The organism is Ferrimonas aestuarii, assembly GCF_005116665.1.
Taxonomy (GTDB): domain Bacteria; phylum Pseudomonadota; class Gammaproteobacteria; order Enterobacterales; family Shewanellaceae; genus Ferrimonas; species Ferrimonas aestuarii.
Genome location: NZ_SWCJ01000005.1, coordinates 222,900 through 240,747 on the forward strand (window position 1 = coordinate 222,900; position 17,848 = coordinate 240,747).

A 17,848-nucleotide genomic window follows, 5' to 3' on the forward strand; every position below is an offset into this window, starting at 1 on the left:
GGTAGTTAACCGATATGGACTGTTACTGGACGGGCCTCTGGAGAGTTCCATTGACTTGGACGCCGAAGGCGCAAGCGTTGAAAAACGTCAAACGCTCAGGCAAAAGGACAGGGTGCGTAACAACATTTCCTTTCTAAAACAGCGGGTATTCTGTATCCGTTTGTCCGGCATGGTTCTCCTCTGTGTAGTTAAGTTGTCACACTGAGGAAGACACAACATGAATAACATCGAAGCACTTCTTTCCACACTCAGCAGTTGGGTATGGGGACCACCTCTTTTGATCCTGCTGGTGGGTACTGGTGCCTATTACACCTATCGGCTCAAATTTTTGCAGGTGCGCAAATTGCCACTGGCGCTGAAGTTGATGCTTAAGCCCAATCAAGCCGCCGGTGACATCAGCAGCTTTTCAGCCCTGTGTACCGCGATGGCGGCCACCATTGGTACCGGTAACATCGTTGGTGTGGCGACTGCGATTAAGCTAGGTGGTCCCGGGGCGCTATTCTGGATGTGGATGGCGGGTTTTGCGGGTATGGCCACTAAGTATGCCGAGTGCATGCTGGCGGTGAAGTATCGCCGTCAGGATGAGCAAGGCCAGCAGGTGGGTGGACCGATGTACTACATCCTTCACGGCACAGGTAAAGCCTGGTTGGCGAAGCTGTTTGCGGTATTTACTCTGGGCGTTGCCTTCTTTGGTATCGGTACCTTCCCTCAAGTCAACGCCATTGTCGATGGCGCTCGCATCGCTTTTAGCGTGCCCGACTGGGTTTCCATGGCCCTGGTAGCGATTTTGGTGGCGCTGGTTACCCTTGGTGGGGTGAAGCGAATCGCTAAGGTTGCAACCGCATTGGTTCCGACCATGGCGCTGTTTTACGTTACCGCCTGTTTGCTGCTGCTGGGTCTTAATTTTGAAGCGGTGCCAGCGGCGTTTGCGTTGGTGATTGAAGCGGCCTTTACGCCTCAGGCGGCAGGAGGCGGATTCGCGGGAGCCACGGTGATGATGGCGATTCAGTTTGGTATTGCTCGCGGGGTATTCTCAAACGAGTCCGGCTTGGGAAGCGCGCCAATGGCGGCGGCGGCGGCAAAAACCAACTCTCCCGTCGAACAGGGCTTGGTGTCCATGACTGGAACCCTGTTTGATACCCTGATTGTGTGTAGCCTGACTGGCTTGGCATTGATTGTCACTGGCGCTTGGCAAGGTGAATTTGCCGGTGCTGCCATGACCTCGTCTGCTTTTACTAGCGGCTTGTCCGCCACTGTGGGTCAGCAGGTGATCACCTTGGCACTGCTGTTCTTTGCGTTCACCACCATCTTGGGCTGGAACTACTACGGCGAGCGTGCAGTTCTGTTTCTGTTTGGTGAGCGTGGTCGCATGCCTTACCGCTGGATCTTTGTGGCTTTGGTGGCCGTTGGTGGCTTATTGCAACTGAATCTAATCTGGACGCTGGCTGATATCGTTAATGGCTTGATGGCAATTCCGAACTTGGTGGCACTGCTGATGCTGCGCAAAGAGGTGGTGGGTGACACCCTCGCGTACTTTAAAGCTAAAGGATAAGCCCTGTTCCAACTGATATAGGTTTGATATAAAGGCTCTATCGTATCGATGGAGCCTTTTTACTATGTACAGAGCCATAACCATGCTGTTGGCGGTGCTGATGCTGTCAGCCTGCGTCACGGTAAACGATCCTGAAGAGGACAAAATTAATGTCGGCGGAATGGTCGGCGCCCAGGGGGTAAGTAACCTGCCCGTAGGCTCTGTGGTGACGGTTGCCATCATTGACGTGAAACAGCGCGGTGCCATTTTGGCTCAGAAACGATTCAGTGTGGCCAAACTGCCCACCATGTTTAAATTTCAATTGCCCGCAGAAGCGATCAATAAAGAGGCGGACTACGTCGTCGTGTCTCTCGTTAAGAACAATGACCGCTTGCTGTTTCAGACTTACCAACGTTTTCCCGTTATCAACAATGGGGAAACCATGGTTCAGGTAACCATGGAACGAGCTCGTTAAAGTTGCATGAAAAATGCACTAAAAGTCAGCCAGTTAGGCTGGCTTTTTTTTGCCGTTTTTTAGTGGTAAATCACTATGAAATACGAATTTTTGGTGGTAGGGAAACCAAATTGTTAAAGTCTGTCCTAGATCAAAAACTCAGAAATTCAAGACTGTTACATTCACTCGCAACTTGTTAGGGCAATCAAGGATAAAGGTTGCCTAATATTTATGGAGTGATAAAGATGATGAAGCGTACCCTAGTCTCAGCGTTAGTATTGGCAACTCTGGCAGCCCCTGCAATGGCGGCTCGTGAAGCGGGTGATTTTATTGTTCGCGCTGGCTACATCAATGTAGCGCCGAATGAAAGCTCTCAAGATGTTGATACCGGCGATTACGCAGGAAACCTAGGCGAGTTTGGTGTTGATAGCGATGCTCAGCTTGGCTTGAATTTTACCTACATGGTGACCGATGCCATTGGTATCGAAGTGCTGGCTGCAACTCCATTTACCCACGACGTGAGCTTAGGCCCTCTGGGTAAAATCGCAGAAGTGACCCACTTGCCACCAACCGTCGTTGCTCAGTACTACTTTGGTTCTGATAACATCCGCCCTTACATTGGTGCGGGCGTGAACTACACCTACTTCTGGGATGAAGATTTCACCAATAATCTTGGTGGTGATCTGACCGATCTGGACGCGTCTGGTTCTTGGGGTTTGGCCGCTCAGGTTGGCCTAGATTGGGAACTGAATGAAAACTGGTTGATCAACGCTTCTGTATGGTACATCGACATTCAGACCGACGTAGACTTCAAACTGGCTGGCACGCCGGTCTCCATTGAAACCGACATCGACCCATGGGTTTACATGGTGTCTGTGGGTTACAAGTTCTAAGTTACTCTCAACGCTTATTAAGCGCGAATACAACAACGCCCGCATCATGCGGGCGTTTTGCGTTCTAGGGACCGTTGAGGCGATTTAAAGGCTCATTGCAGATTGGGGTGGAAAGCTAAAATTCAATGTTCATCAAGGTAAAGACTGTGCTTTCGCGTGACGTGCTTTCCCGCTCTCGCATGCATTTCGCTTCAACATGAGCTTCATTGAAGCATCGCATCTGCGATCAGTAATTTGGTGTTGTAACTGCAAAACTTGATTTCGAGTTTGATCCTCGGAAATATGCCAAGCAGCTACTTAAATTTACGTTTGTTGTAGATAAACTCCGGTAGCAGACGGGTAAGCCAAGAGATAAGACGCCAGCGGCGAGTCACGTAGATGGTGTGTTTGGCTTTCTTAAGATCGTTTAAGATCTGATTGGTCATCTTATGCAGGTTGGCTCCCCATGCTTTGGAGCCTTTCGCTTGCATCTTCTCGATGAATCCTAAGCGCAAATCACTGATGGTGACCGGCAGCTTTTTGCGCTGAGCATGCAGCCTCAGACCTTCTAGGTAATTTTGTTGGAACGCTTTGGTGGCGTGGAAGGCGCTATTGGCCCCGCCGCGCTCGCCAGCCACTGAGGTCATGGCGGCCAGTTGGCCATAGCCTTGCTCACACAGATTGGCGAAGGCAAGGTTGGTGAGGGCGGTAAAGCCACTGACGTTAACGTCTATGACCATCTTTTCCTCCTGCCAAGGCAGCTCCAGATCCTGATGGCTGGCGGCGGTATTGATGATCACCAAATGGGCGCCGTTCATCTGCTGCCAAAGCTGATTGAACTGGTCGCGGGCGGAATTGGAATCAAAGATATCGATCTCTTGAGCCAAGGTGTTGTCAGGCAGTTGTTCGAGCAGTGGCGCTATGCCGTCAAGATTGGCGGCAAGCAGGCCCAATTGCACCCCTTCGGCGGAGAGTTTCTGGGCAAGCATTTGGCTTAGGCCGGCATTTGCGCCGACGATAATTGCGGAAAGTTGGCTCATGATACTGTGGAATTTGATGAACTTAGGTCAATCATACCAAGTTTGCTGCCATCGGCTCAGGGTTTTGATCAGTATTTTTGGAAGTCTGGAGTTGTAGCCGTCCAGATGTCTTGATATAACTAGATGGTCAATAAGGAGCCTGATATGCCAGTTCGAATTCCCAACCGCCTTCCCGCCTCCAGTATTCTTCGTAGTGAGAACATCTTTGTTATCTCCGATGAACGTGCGGACTCTCAGGACATTCGTCCCCTCAAGCTGCTTATTCTGAATCTGATGCCGAACAAGATTGAAACGGAGACCCAGTTGCTTAGATTGCTGGCCAATACGCCGCTGCAGGTGGATGTTGAGCTGCTGCGTATTCACAATCGTCCTTCCAAACACACCTCCAGTGATCACATGGACGCCTTCTATCGTGATTTTGAGGCCATCAAAAACAACAACTACGATGGGTTGATCATCACCGGTGCGCCTCTGGGCAACTTGGAGTTTGAGCAGGTGGATTATTGGCCGCAGATCTGCGACATCATCGAGTGGTCCCAGCGTCACGCCACATCGGTTCTGTTTCTCTGTTGGGCAGCCCATGCGGCGCTCTATCATCTATACGACACCAAGCGTTATCTGCGAGAGGAGAAGATCTCTGGAGTATTTCGCCACCGCCGCTTGCATGGGCATATTCCGCTACTGCGTGGATTTGATGATGAATTTTGGGTGCCGCACTCTCGCTTTGCTCAGGTCAGCCTAGACAAATTGAAAGCCCACAATGAACTGCAGGTGCTGGCGGAGTCTGATGAAGCGGGCGCCTACCTTATTATGAGCAAAGACAACCGCAATCTGTTTGTGACCGGGCACCCGGAATACACCCGAACGACTCTGCAGGATGAGTATCGTCGCGACCTCGGGCAAGGCCTCGCACCGACCATTCCCACCAATTACTACCCAGGTGATGATCCAACTCAGCCGCCTTTTGCACGTTGGCATGCCCATGGTGCACTGCTGTTCAGCAATTGGCTTAACTACTGCGTGTATCAGCAAACGCCCTTTGATCTCAGTGCCATGCAAGGCTTCACCCCGATGGAGTCATAACGGCAACTTAGCTGTGCGTTTTACTGGCAAAAACCAGGGGAAAACTCGGATTATCAGAGGGTTAAATATGAAGCGCGTTTGTTAAAACCCACTGATATGCTTGGTTTTTTCCTGAAAAAATCTCAATCTTTTTTGTCTTTTTCGTGGCATCCGATGTTACGGCGGGATAAAATGTGACTCACATCATGGATGAGCAAGATTAAAGGATTTAGTCAGGATGAAGCGCAATCGCACTATCGTCGATCAAGAGGTGCCTGTGCCTCAGGGCCGTGAGTTGGTATCGACTACGGATCTTCGGGGCGTTATCACTTATGCCAATGCCGCCTTTATTGAGGTCAGTGGTTTTAGTGAAGAGGAGTTGATTGGCCACAATCATAATCTTGTTCGTCATCCAGATATGCCTGCGGCCGCTTTTAAGGAGCTGTGGGAGAAGCTGAAAAAAGGCCAGCCATGGCGAGGTGTGGTGAAGAATCGCACCAAAGATGGTCGTTACTATTGGGTCGATGCCTTCGTTACCCCGATTTTTGAACATGGTCAGGTCGTGGGTTATCAGTCGGTTCGTCGAGCGACCACTCCTCAATTGAAACAGCGCGCATTAAGCCTTTATGAGCGTCTTAACAACGGCAAATCCATCTCACGTTCACTGACCCTTCAGCAGAAACGCATGATCAGCTATGTGATTCTTATCGCAGGCTTCATTGGCGTGGCTTGGTTGTTTGAACCTTGGGTGATCGCCTGTGGTGCCTTGATGGTGATTGCCATGTTGGGGCTGTTCTATGACGAAGCGTTCCGAGTGCCGAACTTGCTGGAGAAGATGCAGGAAGAGTACGACAGCGTCAGTCGCTACGTATTCTCCGGCCATGGCAGCAGTAGCGTGCTGGATTTCCAGATGCAATTTGCTCAGGCGAGAATGACCGGGGTGCTGGGTCGAACCCATGATGCCTCTCTGCAACTAGGGCAACTGTCAGATAACTTGGTGGGCTTAAGTGAACAGGCTCGCCAAGGAGTACAGCAGGAAAATCAGCGCATTGGTCAGATTGCGGCGGCGGTTGAGGAGCTCAGTGCGTCGGTATCTGAGATCGCCAACATCGCCACCAGTGCCGCGGGCAGCACCGAACAATCGAAGCAGTTTTGTGGCCAGGCCCAGCAAGGGGTGATGGGCAGTCGCGATAAAATTATTGAACTTGCCAAAGAGGTGGATCAGGCGGCCAAACACGCCGAGGGGCTGCACGCTGAGGCTGAGAAAGTGGCTCACGCCATGAAAGAGATTGACGGCATTGCCGAGCAAACCAACCTGTTGGCACTGAACGCCGCCATTGAGGCGGCCCGTGCTGGAGAGCAGGGCCGAGGCTTTGCGGTGGTGGCCGATGAAGTTCGGGCGCTATCGACTCGCACTCAACAAGCCACCACAGAGATTCAGAAAAACATCGAAGGCATGCATCAGACGCTGTCGTCTTGGGTGCAGAAGATGAATCACAACCATAAACTGGCGGATGCCTGCTCTGAGGCGGCTCAAGCCAGCTCTGATGACATTGAACAGATCAATAATCAGATGGAGCAGGCTACCCAGTTGGCTAGTCAAAATGCTGCCGCGGCCAGCCAGCAGCGCGCTGCGGTTCAGGAGATTGCACAAAGCCTGACAGACATGCAGGATCTAACCCACGCCAACTTAGAACTGACGGCGGATGTTGATGGCAGCAGCCAAGAGATACAGAAACAGGTTGGGGTGATAGGCTCCCTGCATCTGAGCTTTAATCAGTAAATTCAAAGGGCGCCCACAGGCGCCTTTTTTGTGCCAAATGGGTTCAGGCAGCATCAAGGTTTAGAACGATGTGATGCAGGTGCAAGATGGGTTTGCTCGTGCTTCTCCTAATCAGTCTCCAAACCAAAAGACAAACGTCCAGTTTTACGAAAGGGCGCTGAGTAACGGCAGTGTACCACTGGTCATCTTGGAATAACCTTGGCAGGTGAGTGGGATCACATTGTGTACGCTGCCATTACTCAATCGATTCTCTTTGATGTAATCTAAATTAGAATTTTCTAATTTAAAGGGATCGAATGATGAAAACTCAAGATCTGAGTACCCTGGTGGCGGTTGTCGAACAGGGCAGCGTCACCGGTGCTGCACAGCGCCTTAACCTGACTCACTCTGCGGTCTCGCAACGATTAAAACAGCTCGAGTTACAGCTATCGACGCCTTTGCTCAATCGTCAGGTGACGCCGGTGCAGCCCACGGAAGCCGGCGAACGGGTGATTAAACATGCGCGGGAGGTGCTTCACTTAGAGCTGGAACTGCTGACCGACCTTAGACACAAACGTCAGCGGCCACTAAGGCTGAGCTGCACACCCGCTTTTGGAGCCTGCTTTCTGAGTGCGGCCTTGTCCGAATTTTCCCAATGTTGCAGTCACTCGGTGGCTTTTGATTATCAATCTGGTGAGTCCATTCTAAAGGGCTTACATCAAGGGCTTTACGACATCGCCATTGTGGAGCATTTAGAGCCGTTGGCCGAAACCGATTGGGCTCAGCCATTGCCGCCGGATCAAGTGGCGTTCGTGGGCTGTCCAGAGCGCCTGGCACGCTTGCAAGATGGAGACATCAGCAGCTTGTCATCTCAGCCTCTGTTTGTGGCGAAGCCCGGCTGCTGCTCTCGGGATCTGTTGTGTAAAAATCTGGCCACTCTGGGGCTGAATTTAGACCACTTTCAGGCGCTCACCTCTTGTGGCGATCTGCATTTTATGGAGCGAGCTCTGCTGGACGGTGCCGGAATCGGCTTTGTGTCCACTGCGTTGGTGAAATCCCACCTGAAGGCCGGTCGATTAGATGCACTGGAGTTGCCGGAATTCACCCATCGCTGTTACCGAAGCATGGTGGCCAGCGTCAGTGCGGTTGAGCAGCCCTGGTTTGCCGCCATGGTGAAAAGCATTGAGTCGGCTTTCTATACTTCAGCGAATCAAATATAAGAACGCCCGTTCCGTTGAGCGGGCGTTTGCGTTAAGGGCGCAGCAGGGAGTTGCGCCCGATTACTACTGAGCCGTGCGTTTTTTCCTCATGGGGTCTCCCTCATAGCCAAGCGCACTCCAATCTAAGCGCCCCTTTTTGCTATGACAGTCCATGCAGTTAAGCGCTTGCTCCTTTGGGGACACCATGTGGTTGAGCTTCCACCACATCTCGGTCTCGGCAAAGCCATAGTCGCCGCTATAGCTCAGGCCTTTGGCTTTCATGTCAGGGTGATCGTTCATGCCCAGTCGCGCGGCTTGATCCCAGTCGAAACTCTTCCAATAGCCCTGTTTGCCAAACACCTTGGTAGGGATAAATACCTGGTGCTTCACATCAAACAGCTGCTTTCCTCGATGCACCTTAAAGGGGTAGATTTTCGAGACTCCGTCATCCACTTGCCCTTTAGGTCGGCGCAGGGGCGTGACTTGAGCGGGATCCATCTTGTCCCCGAACAGGTAGGCTTCTGAGCTGCCGTTGTACCAGGCGTATTCTGGGGTAACGTTTTTGCCCCAGGTAAATTCCCCTTTCTTCTTCATGTAGCCTTTTTTGCCAAACTGGTCTTTGAACTCCTCTCGGTCTTCACCCGCCTTGGACCAGTCCCACCACAACTTGGTGGGCTCGACTTTGGCAAACTCGGGAATGTGGCAGGTTTGGCAGGCCACCTTTTCGGTGTGGCGATTCAGTTTGGCGTTGTCGTGAACGTCACCTTCGTGGCAATGACTGCACTCGAGGCGAGCACTGGTACGCATGCCTGGAGAGACGCTGGTCGCTTGCCCAAGAAGCTGATGTGACTCCTCTTGATGGCAATCCTGGCACTGAAAATCCATGCCATCGGCATCCATATGCACATCGGTGCTGCGATCTGGGTACGCCATGCTGGAGTCCAGATCGCCGTGTTTAACGCCATCGCCACCGCCGCCATAGAAGTGGCAGCTACCGCAGTTGTCTCGTACTGGTTGACCTACATTTTGCGCCACATTGACTAGGTTGACGCTTTTAAAGGGCAAGCCGCTGTTGTCTTTTTGATAGGTGCCGGTGGTGTCGTGACACACTAGGCAGTCCACCTTAGTGGCATCGGTGAAATCGAATGATTGGTCTTCCCAGCCATAACCTGCATGACATTGAGTGCAGCGAGCTTCGTTGCTGACTACGGAGACGCAGTAGTTGTTGATGGCGTTCTTCTTGCCTAGTTTGACCTTGTTGCCATCGATGTTTTGAGTTTTGTCCCAGGTCCAGTGGCTGGTCTGCATGAAGGACTCGGTGTGCTGTTCATGACACTGGATGCACTGTTCGGTGGCTTGTGGCCCAGTTTGGATCGGCCCTTCAATAAACTCTTGGTGAGGGTTTGCTAGCAGAGCCAGAGGCACCAGAGCCAGCATTGAGGCGAGCATATTGGGTTTCATGTGTATTTCCTTAACGCTTGAAATCGGCCCCCATGATGGATGCCGAGACAAGTTAGAATTTCAGGGTGATGGAGGCGTTGGCGTCCCACGCCGTATCGACAACAGGCATCATGGAGAACGCTTGACCGTCGATGACCTCATCGATGTTTTGAGGAGCGCCTACAGGGGAGCCGGAGCCTGAATAATCAAAGTCGTAATAGAGGCCAGCGACCTTTATGAACATCCGCGGGTTGACCTCATAGATGTAGTAGGCCTCGAACGCGTGGCCTCGGGTGGCCAGCTTGGAGCCGATGGGGTCGTCTTGGGCTTGGGTAAAGGGGGTCCAATACTTGGAGCCGTAGTTGTATTCCAGTCCCAGCTTTTGGTTGTCGGCGATGGGTAACTGGATGCCGGTGTAGATGGACCAAGCGTCGTGGGCTTCATTATCGGTGCTGCCGATGGGGCTCATGTCGACAGTGCCATCTGGGTTCATGGCATACAGGGGATCGGAGTTCATGCCGCCGAACATGCCAACGTTGCCATTGGGATCGGTTCGGGTCCAACCCAAAGAGGTAAACCATTTGAGGCCGTTGTCCTCCTCACGCACAAAGGTCAAGCCGCCTAGGTAGATGTCGCCAATGTTGGTGCTTGGCTGATAGCGGGTCACAAAATTCACGTTGGAGGGAACTTGCATGCCGGGCATCATGATGTCGATGAGCTCTTGGGGCATCGCCATGGTGCCTTTAAAGCCGTCGGCGACGTCCATGGCTGCGAATAACGTCATCTGCAGCACATTACTGCCATCATCAAGTAGATCGATATTAAAGCCGCCAAGGTGGGTGTCGTCGGTTTCGATGTTGCCAAACATCTCTCCATTGCCCCATTCGGACTCATAACCTTGGCCATAGCAAAAGCGCAGCACTTGGCCGTCGATGCCGGTGATCTCTCCCAGTTTGTAGCCAAGGGTGACGCCATCAAAATTGAAATTCACTAGGTGGCCCGATGGTGTGCCGCCACGCAGTTCGTTTTCCCTTAGGTTGGTCGGATACCCGTAACTCGAGGGACGGCGACCGATGGATAGGTAGGCATGGCTGCCGCCAATGTTTTTCCAATCGAAATAGGCCCGCTCCACGCGTAAAGTGTCACCATTGGGGTGACCACTGCTGGTGCCATCTTGGGTGAAGGAGTTCCAGGAATCGAACACATTGACTTCGGTGGAATCGCCCCAGTTTTTAAACATGGTGAGGCGTCCGGTGAAATTGACGTTGTCCCAGACCTTGGCTTTGATATTGAGGCGCAATCTGGTGGTGTAGAACAGATCGTTATCAATGTCCTTGGGCATCGGTTTTACCCCAGGGCCAAACATCGACATCGCCATTCGCTGACCGTCAGGCGTTTGCACTGTCATGCCGGGGCCCCAGCTAACGTCTTGATAGTGCAGTGAGTGAACTTTAGTTCGAAAGTCGCCGGTGATGGCAACGCGATCCGTGGCGGCGTGGGTTTCCGGTCTATCGACTCGTTCTGACAGGTACTCCACTTCTTCCATCAGCTCAGCTAACTGACGCTTTAAGGTGTCAACATCACTGGAAGTGTCTTGGGCCATGGCTTGGGGCCAGATTAAAACTTGGCTAATTATCAGTGCGAGGGCGGTGGGTTTCATCATCATTATCTCCCTATATCTGTTGTTATGGTTTAGCCACAGGTTGCAGGCTGGTCGGAGTCTGCGGCGTGGTTGTAGAGAAACTGCTGAATATCAAGCAGAGCTTTGTCGGCAAGCCCTTGAAACACCTCTGGTTTGGCTTTGTGCTTGTTGCGTTGGAAGAAGCGATCCCACTGAGCCATGGTTTTGGACATCGGGGTGAGCTCACCCCCTTGTGCACTCTGGCTGTGGCAGGCTTTGCAGTGCTTTTTGTACAGGTGTTTGCCCTTCTTCGGATTGCCGCCTTCGACGGCAATGGCGCTGCAGCTAATGGCAAGTGCCAGAGAGGAGACGATCAGAGTGTGTGTTTTCATGGTGGTATTTCCATTTTCATTTGATTCAGGAAATACTTTATTAGATCTGTCTAATGTTTTCCGTGGACAATTCTAACGGTGACGTTAGCGAATCTGACGGCGGAGCGAGGAGGCGGGGAGGAGCTGTGATCCGATTATCACTTTAGGGGGAATGGGGATCTTAATGGCGTAAAATTAGGTGCTAAATTTTGGTTAAAACTGTGAACAATAACTGTGGTTTGGAATGGAAAAGGCCACCTTTGGATGGCCTTCTATTAAGGGCAAAATATCATGGACTTATTGCTGTTTTTGATACTCCACCAACAAAGAGTCTCCTTGCCACCACTGCAGTTTATCGTCGTCGACTGTGGTGTGGTCAGCTTGGCTAAAGGCGCTCATCAGCAGCTGCTCTTGCTTTGACATCGGTTCTGGGCAGGCCATCATGGTCATGCCTGCTGAATCCAGCCACAGGGCGTCCCCGGCGGCGGTCAGTTTGCCGAAGAATCGATTGCAGCCACTGTCGCCACCGGCTTTACCCTCGGTAATATCAATGGACAGCTCCGGCGCTTTCTCGTCATTCATGCTGACGATGTCCGCCATCCCCTGAAGTGATACTAGGGTCCAGTTGCCATTTGCCTGACGGAAACTGTCTAGGCTTGTGGGTTTGTAGGCTTCCAAAATGACTTGGTCGTTGTTGAGAATCTGCAGGCGGCCATGTTGCACTTGGTAACCGGTGGCTTTAGCCATCGCTTGATTGTAGCGCTGTTCATAACCCGCAACCGGTTGCTGGCATCCCATTCTGGTGCTCATCTGAGGACCAAAGCTCTGTCCCGCTTCAGGCCACTGACCGTTAATGCGGTTACAACCAAAATAGGCCTGCATTTTGCCTTGTGCGATGGTGAGTTCCGCTTGGTTGTCCCCGGAGCCTAAGCGAACCGCTTCACCTTGTAGTCGGCCAATTGTCCACTGGCCGTCAACTTGAACAGGCTCAGAAGTCATGGAGGAGCAACCAGCTAGCAGCATCGCTGCCATTACAGCAGTGGATTTCATAATGACTCTCGATATCGGTAAATGGAAAAACTAATAGTGTAGTTAGTGACTGCAACTTTAGAGTGCGGGCACCATACAGAAGAGGTTTCATTATAGAGCCGGACAGTGGGTTTCAATAAGCGATATTTGTGTCAGCCGGTAACTGAAACTTACAATGCTATGACTTTGTTATTTGAGGCTTTGCTAGGGCTGCATATCTTTTTGATTAAGGCAAACGCGCAAACGCATAGTGGCTCGATATTGATTCTGAACTCGAAAATCAATGACTGGTGTAAAAACGAGCATGAAAGGTCAATACTCCCTATATTGCCCTGCTAATGCGCCCGATTCTCAGCTCGATATTCAGAGGGAGTCAATCCGACCTTGTTCTTGAAGAGCCGTGAAAAATACTGCGGATAATCAAAACCCAGTCCGTAGGCGATGGTTGCCACAGAATCCGATGTCGACAGCAGCAGATCTTTAGAGCGTTCTATCAGAGCTCGATGGATCCAATCTTTGGTAGTTTTTCCGGTTTCCGCTTTCAAAGCGTCGCTGAGGTAACGGCTGGTCATGTTCATCTTTTGCGCCAGCTCTTCCACTTCAGGCAGGTTCATCGATTCCGCCTCCAGTTGCTGCATACGCTGGTCCAGTATCTGGGCAAAGCGTTCATACACCGATGAGCTGGACTCTTTACGCATCAGGAACTGGCGATGGTAGTAGCGATTGGCATAGCGAAGCAGGGTGGATAACTGGGATAGGATTAGCTCTTTGGTGAACGCATCTTGATTATTGTGGTATTCCGCTTCGATGGCATCGAAGATGGCGGCCATCTGCTTCTCCTCTTTAGGAGACAGGTGCAGCGCCTCGTTAACCGAATAGTTGAAGAAGTGATATTGCTTGAGCTGCTGCTGAATTTCATGGCCACGAATGTAGTCTTCATGGAAGCAAATGGTGCGAGCCACCGAGCTTACTTTTACCCCTCGACTGGCGATCTCTTGTTCTGGTGCCATGAAGATCATAGTGCCGTTGGAGCAATCGTATTTGGTGCGGCCGTAATGGATTTCGCCTTCGGTAATGTGCTTCAAGGAGATAGAGTAGAAACTGGCTTGAAGAGACAGGTTCTCAGTACAAGCAAACTCTGATTGACGCTCATCGGAGTTGAATTTCATCACGTCAATTAGGGGATGCTCCGGTGGCCGAATTCCAAAAGCCTGGTTCTGTTCGGTAATGGATTTGAAGTGGTACTTTTTCACGACACTACCCTACCTTTCACGGTGTTAACCTTTTAAAGCAAAGCTCAGGTGCCACTATGCACCTGAGCCTGTGTGAGCATTGCTAGTCTTGGGTTCCTTAAAGCGCTTTAAAGAACTGATCAATTTGCTCTACAGCTTCGGTGACGTATGGCTCAACATCATACAAGTCTACATGAGAGGCGCCAGCAACTCGATGCAGCTGCTTGTGAGAAGCGACCTTGTCGTAAAACAGCTCGGTGAAAGGGGCGGTATCGGCGTTGCCACCAACAATGCCAATATAGGGTTGAAGCATCTTATCGGCATAACGTTCGCCGATGTTATATACCACCGTCTCATAGATATTGCTTAGAACTTGGTTGGAGAACCGTGGGTAAGTGATGCTGCCCGCACGCTCTGTACCATAAAAATCATAGCCTTCTAGAGCCGCCGGTGATGCCTCTGGATGGTTATCGATATAGTTAGGGTCGTCATAACCGAATAGGTCGAATACCTCGGCTTCCCCTGATTCATACATGCGCTGGCGAGCGTCGTTGGCAGTGGTGATCATTGCTCTGAATGCTTGTGGGTCTGCAAAGAACAGACTGTCTGTGGCCAGCATGGCGCTGATGGAGGCAAAAGCCTTAATTCGCAGATCTGTGATTAATACACCGCTCATGATGGTGCCGCCACCGCAGATGCCAAGGCCGTAAAGGCGCTGGTTGTCTACTTGAGGCAAGGCACACAGATAAGAGATGGCGCTGCGCAGATCTTCCTGCTTTCTAAAGGCGTGCTCATCATTACTTACCCCTTGAGCGTAGCTTTGAGATTCGCCTTTGGAGTTGTAATCAAAGGCGAAGAACAGATAGCCCAGCTTGGCAAACTGCGGGCCATAAACAGCAGGCGTTTGCTCCTTGATTTGATGAGCTGGGGGAGTGACAACGATGGTTGGGTACTGGCGGCTCTCATCATAGCCTTCAGGAAGGTACAGATTACCGACCAGATTTAAACCAACACTCTTGAATTCAACTTTTTGTACCTTCATAACAGACTCCGCGTCGTCATTAACTGATGCCACCATGTTACTCAGTGGCGTAAATAGGTCAGTGCACAAAAGTGTCGAATCTGTATACGCAATGACGGACTGGGGTCATTGATGGCATTTTGAGTTAAAGGGGAGGCAGTAGTTGATGATGGTTGACGCTTGGCGCCTTCTGCAGTGTAGTTGGCATGTTGTGCTAGTGATGACGGGTGAGGTCGGCGTTAAAGTAACCCTGTTCCGTTAAACAAGGTTTGAGGTTACGAAGATGTCTATTACTCCAGAAGCTCAGCAAGTTTAAAGGCCCTTTTAAGCGGTCAGCGAATCGCTTCCGGCAAGCCGTGATCGTTGATCACCTGAGCGTGGTCTCGGCGCAGTAGGCGAGGTTCCTTGACGCCACAGGAGTGCGCAATCACGCCAACTTCATGTTTGAGGTTCAAGGCGTAGTGGGCCACTCGCTGTGATTTGTCGTTTACCTCTAACCCTTTCTGCAGCTTGGGATCATGGGTAGTGATGCCGGTGGGGCAACTGTTTTTATTGCACTGCAGCGCTTGAATGCAGCCAAGGGAGAACATAAACCCTCGAGCAGACACCACCGCATCGGCGCCGACACACAGCGCCCAAGCCACATCGGAGGGGTTCACCAGCTTGCCAGATGCAAACACTTTAATTCGCTGCTTAAGCTGATGCTGCTCTAAGGTGTCTATCAGTAGCGGTAGGCTGCGCTTTAGAGGTAGCCCCATAAAGTCCATCAGTGACTGGGGCGCTGCGCCGGTACCGCCATCGGCAGAATCGAGAGTGATGAAATCCGGTGCGCAGGCCTCGCCTCGGGCTTTGATGGCAGCCATCAAATCTTGCAGCCAGCCGGTGTGGCCGAGTACCGCTTTAAAGCCACAGGGCTTGCCGGTCACCTTGCGAACATGGGCTACCATGTCGAGCAGATCATCCACGTTTTTTATCTCCGGGTGGCCGTTGGGACTGATGGAGTCTTGCCCTTCAGGAATGCCGCGAATCTTGGCGATCTCCGCCGTGACCTTACCGCCGGGCAAGATGCCGCCTTTGCCGGGCTTAGCCCCTTGGCTCATCTTAATTTCAAACATCTTCACTTGAGCGTGACGGGCCACTTCAGCCAGCTTATCGTCGTTGAGGCTACCGTCATCATTGCGCACTCCGTATTTGGCGGTGCCGATTTGAAACACGATGTCGCAGCCTCCTTCTAGATGGTAGGGCGACAGGCCGCCTTCACCGGTATTCATCCAGCATCCCGCTTGCTTTGCGCCAATGGACAGCGCCCGAACCGCAGGCACCGATAGCGCCCCAAAGCTCATGCCGGAAATATTAAAGAAGCTGTCGGTGGTGTAGGGCTGGGGAACAATGCCTTCTCCTATGGTGAGAGGCGATGCTGGCACCGCATCCTCTTTGAGGGTGGGGAACAAGCAGTTTAGGAAGATGATATCCCCCGGCTGGTTCAGTGGTCTGGTTGACCCAAATGCAATGGTACTGTCGACGTTCTTGGAGGCGCGATACACCCAACTGCGCTGGGCGCGGTTAAAGGGCATCTCTTCCCGATCTTGGGCAAAAAAGTACTGGCGGAAAAACTCCCCCATGTGCTCAAACCAATAGCGAAATCGCCCCACGACTGGGTAGTTTCGGCGAATTGCTTGTTTGGTTTGGGTGACGTCTCGAATGTAGAGGTAGATGACCACTAGCACGGCCAAACCCAAAACAAAAATAAGTAGGGCCGCGCTGAGTTCCAGTAGCCGAGTTAACCAGCTCACCATCATTTGACCATTGTTATCCATTGAGTTGCCATCAGTTTGTAATCAGATTCCCTAAGGATAGTGGACAACCCTGTGGTCGGGCTTGTTAACCCGTGGGTGAACAATAGACAATTAAACCAAAGTTTACGTTGCCGTAAACGTCACATTTCAAGTAACCTGTCTTTAACCTGATTACAAGGAGTTTGTCATGTCTAAGCAACAGCAGGTTGTCATCGCTGCCGCCAGCCGCACCGCCATGGGTGGTTTTCAAGGGGCATTGAGCGGCGTCGCTGCAACTGAGCTCGGCGCCGTAGCCATTGAAGCGGCATTGAAACAGGCGGGAATTGCCCCGGAGCAAGTGGATGAAGTGTTCATGGGGTGCGTGTTGCCTGCAGGCCAAGGCCAAGCGCCAGCACGTCAAGCCACCTTAAAGGCGGGATTGCCCCAGTCCGTAGGCGCCACCACTGTGAATAAGGTGTGCGGCTCCGGCATGAAAACCGTAATGTTGGCTCACGATCTGATCAAAGCTGAGAGCGCTAAGGTCGTCATTGCTGGCGGCATGGAGAGCATGAGTCAGGCACCTTACCTGTTAGATAAGGCCCGAGGTGGCATGCGCATGGGCCATGGCCAAGTATTGGATCACATGTTTCTAGATGGCCTAGAAGACGCCTATACCGGCAAAGCCATGGGCGTATTTGCTCAGGGTACGGCCGATGAGTACGGCCTCACTCGTCAGCAGATGGATGAGTACGCACTAGAGAGCCTGCGCCGCGCCAACGCCGCCATCGAAGCGAAGGCGTTTGACGACGAGATTGCTCCGGTAACCATCAAGACTCGCAAGGGCGAGGTAGTGGTAGACACTGATGAGCAGCCAGGTAATGCCCGCCCCGATAAGATTCCAGCCCTGCGCCCAGCTTTTGCCAAAGAGGGCACCATCACCGCCGCCAATGCCAGCTCCATCTCTGATGGTGCCGCGGCCGTTATTGTGACCACTCAAGAGTACGCTGAGGCCAATGGTTTGCCGGTACTGGCCAAAATCAGTGGCCACCACACCCACTCTCAAGCCCCCGAAGAGTTTACCATTGCGCCCATCGGTGCCATGACAGGCCTGCTGGATAAGCTGGGTTGGAGTAAGGATGAGGTAGACCTGTATGAGATCAACGAAGCCTTTGCCATGGTGACCATGCTGGCCATCAATGAATTGGGACTGGATGCGACTAAGGTCAACGTTAATGGCGGCGCTTGCGCCCTCGGCCACCCCATTGGCTGCTCTGGTACCCGCTTGCTGGTAACACTGATTCATGCTCTGAAAGCCAAAGGCTTAAGAAAGGGCGTAGCGTCATTGTGCATCGGTGGCGGGGAAGCCACCGCCATGGCGGTTGAACTGGTGTAACTGCCTGCTGATTGCGATGCAAGGCGTGGCCTTGCATCGCAATGAC

At 52.0% G+C, this 17,848-nt stretch carries 15 protein-coding genes and 1 riboswitch; of the genes, 7 read left to right on the forward strand and 8 right to left on the reverse strand.

All coding sequences use genetic code 11. The features are described 5' to 3' along the window. Positions 1-27: 27 nt before the first annotated feature. Positions 28-121, forward strand: a riboswitch (glycine riboswitch). A 96-nt stretch (positions 122-217) separates the two neighbouring features. The 3 genes from FCL42_RS09855 (at position 218) to ompW (ending at position 2,878) form a co-directional block, all read left to right on the forward strand. Continuing rightward, positions 218-1,552 (forward strand): alanine/glycine:cation symporter family protein, encoded by a 1,335-nt coding sequence (locus tag FCL42_RS09855; protein ID WP_136863236.1) that lies wholly within the window; start codon positions 218-220, stop codon positions 1,550-1,552. 64 nt (positions 1,553-1,616) lie between these two features. Beyond that, positions 1,617-2,006: a YbaY family lipoprotein gene (locus FCL42_RS09860; RefSeq protein WP_136863237.1), complete on the forward strand. Its 390-nt coding sequence runs from the start codon at positions 1,617-1,619 to the stop codon at positions 2,004-2,006. Positions 2,007-2,230: 224 nt separating this feature from the next. Next, positions 2,231-2,878: an outer membrane protein OmpW gene (ompW, locus tag FCL42_RS09865; protein WP_136863238.1), complete on the forward strand. Its 648-nt coding sequence runs from the start codon at positions 2,231-2,233 to the stop codon at positions 2,876-2,878. A gap of 293 nt (positions 2,879-3,171) precedes the next feature. On the opposite strand, the gene FCL42_RS09870 is transcribed toward ompW, so the two are convergent. Then, complete coding sequence (locus tag FCL42_RS09870) at positions 3,172-3,897, reverse strand: SDR family NAD(P)-dependent oxidoreductase (RefSeq protein ID WP_136863239.1); 726 nt, start codon at positions 3,895-3,897, stop codon at positions 3,172-3,174. A 144-nt stretch (positions 3,898-4,041) separates the two neighbouring features. Between FCL42_RS09870 and metA the strand changes: the two genes are divergently transcribed. From metA to FCL42_RS09885, 3 genes are all read left to right on the forward strand, one after another. Beyond that, positions 4,042-4,980, forward strand: a complete 939-nt coding sequence (metA, locus tag FCL42_RS09875; protein WP_136863240.1) for a homoserine O-acetyltransferase MetA — start codon at positions 4,042-4,044, stop codon at positions 4,978-4,980. A 217-nt stretch (positions 4,981-5,197) separates the two neighbouring features. After that, entirely contained in the window at positions 5,198-6,742 is a 1,545-nt protein-coding gene (locus FCL42_RS09880; RefSeq protein WP_136863241.1) for a methyl-accepting chemotaxis protein, read from the forward strand. Positions 6,743-7,041: 299 nt separating this feature from the next. Then, positions 7,042-7,941: a LysR family transcriptional regulator gene (locus FCL42_RS09885; RefSeq protein ID WP_169308354.1), complete on the forward strand. Its 900-nt coding sequence runs from the start codon at positions 7,042-7,044 to the stop codon at positions 7,939-7,941. Positions 7,942-8,004: 63 nt separating this feature from the next. Here the strand turns inward: FCL42_RS09885 and FCL42_RS09890 are convergent, their stop codons facing one another. From FCL42_RS09890 to FCL42_RS09920, 7 genes are all read right to left on the reverse strand, one after another. Further along, the gene (locus FCL42_RS09890; RefSeq protein ID WP_136863243.1) at positions 8,005-9,381 is read right to left on the reverse strand and encodes a tetrathionate reductase family octaheme c-type cytochrome; all 1,377 of its coding nucleotides are present in this window, start codon (positions 9,379-9,381) and stop codon (positions 8,005-8,007) included. Between the two features lie 52 nt (positions 9,382-9,433). Next, complete coding sequence (locus FCL42_RS09895; protein WP_407644370.1) at positions 9,434-11,020, reverse strand: DUF3373 domain-containing protein; 1,587 nt, start codon at positions 11,018-11,020, stop codon at positions 9,434-9,436. Positions 11,021-11,052: 32 nt separating this feature from the next. Beyond that, a complete protein-coding gene (locus FCL42_RS09900) occupies positions 11,053-11,373 on the reverse strand; it encodes a c-type cytochrome (RefSeq protein WP_136863245.1) in 321 nt (106 codons plus the stop codon). A gap of 276 nt (positions 11,374-11,649) precedes the next feature. Next, positions 11,650-12,402: an META domain-containing protein gene (locus FCL42_RS09905; protein ID WP_136863246.1), complete on the reverse strand. Its 753-nt coding sequence runs from the start codon at positions 12,400-12,402 to the stop codon at positions 11,650-11,652. Positions 12,403-12,716: 314 nt separating this feature from the next. Beyond that, positions 12,717-13,634, reverse strand: a complete 918-nt coding sequence (locus tag FCL42_RS09910) for a helix-turn-helix domain-containing protein (protein ID WP_205729253.1) — start codon at positions 13,632-13,634, stop codon at positions 12,717-12,719. A 97-nt stretch (positions 13,635-13,731) separates the two neighbouring features. Then, on the reverse strand, positions 13,732-14,655 hold the full coding sequence (locus tag FCL42_RS09915) for an alpha/beta hydrolase (RefSeq protein WP_136863247.1): 924 nt from the start codon (positions 14,653-14,655) through the stop codon (positions 13,732-13,734). A gap of 311 nt (positions 14,656-14,966) precedes the next feature. After that, positions 14,967-16,430 carry an FMN-binding glutamate synthase family protein gene (locus FCL42_RS09920; RefSeq protein ID WP_407644371.1) on the reverse strand — a complete coding sequence of 488 codons (1,464 nt, stop codon included), beginning with the start codon at positions 16,428-16,430 and terminating at the stop codon, positions 14,967-14,969. 187 nt (positions 16,431-16,617) lie between these two features. On the opposite strand from FCL42_RS09920, the gene FCL42_RS09925 reads away from it, so the two are divergent. Continuing rightward, positions 16,618-17,802: a thiolase family protein gene (locus FCL42_RS09925; RefSeq protein WP_136863249.1), complete on the forward strand. Its 1,185-nt coding sequence runs from the start codon at positions 16,618-16,620 to the stop codon at positions 17,800-17,802. Positions 17,803-17,848 lie beyond the last annotated feature (46 nt).

Coding starts and splice junctions, on each gene's coding strand:
- ompW (WP_136863238.1), top strand. CDS start 2,231: ATGATGAAGCGTACCCTAGTCTCAGCGTTAGTATTGGCAACTCTGGCA.
- FCL42_RS09885 (WP_169308354.1), top strand. CDS start 7,042: ATGAAAACTCAAGATCTGAGTACCCTGGTGGCGGTTGTCGAACAGGGC.
- FCL42_RS09915 (WP_136863247.1), bottom strand. CDS start 14,655: ATGAAGGTACAAAAAGTTGAATTCAAGAGTGTTGGTTTAAATCTGGTC.
- FCL42_RS09870 (WP_136863239.1), bottom strand. CDS start 3,897: ATGAGCCAACTTTCCGCAATTATCGTCGGCGCAAATGCCGGCCTAAGC.
- metA (WP_136863240.1), top strand. CDS start 4,042: ATGCCAGTTCGAATTCCCAACCGCCTTCCCGCCTCCAGTATTCTTCGT.
- FCL42_RS09895 (WP_407644370.1), bottom strand. CDS start 11,020: ATGAAACCCACCGCCCTCGCACTGATAATTAGCCAAGTTTTAATCTGG.
- FCL42_RS09900 (WP_136863245.1), bottom strand. CDS start 11,373: ATGAAAACACACACTCTGATCGTCTCCTCTCTGGCACTTGCCATTAGC.
- FCL42_RS09855 (WP_136863236.1), top strand. CDS start 218: ATGAATAACATCGAAGCACTTCTTTCCACACTCAGCAGTTGGGTATGG.
- FCL42_RS09920 (WP_407644371.1), bottom strand. CDS start 16,430: ATGGTGAGCTGGTTAACTCGGCTACTGGAACTCAGCGCGGCCCTACTT.
- FCL42_RS09880 (WP_136863241.1), top strand. CDS start 5,198: ATGAAGCGCAATCGCACTATCGTCGATCAAGAGGTGCCTGTGCCTCAG.
- FCL42_RS09905 (WP_136863246.1), bottom strand. CDS start 12,402: ATGAAATCCACTGCTGTAATGGCAGCGATGCTGCTAGCTGGTTGCTCC.
- FCL42_RS09925 (WP_136863249.1), top strand. CDS start 16,618: ATGTCTAAGCAACAGCAGGTTGTCATCGCTGCCGCCAGCCGCACCGCC.
- FCL42_RS09890 (WP_136863243.1), bottom strand. CDS start 9,381: ATGAAACCCAATATGCTCGCCTCAATGCTGGCTCTGGTGCCTCTGGCT.
- FCL42_RS09860 (WP_136863237.1), top strand. CDS start 1,617: ATGTACAGAGCCATAACCATGCTGTTGGCGGTGCTGATGCTGTCAGCC.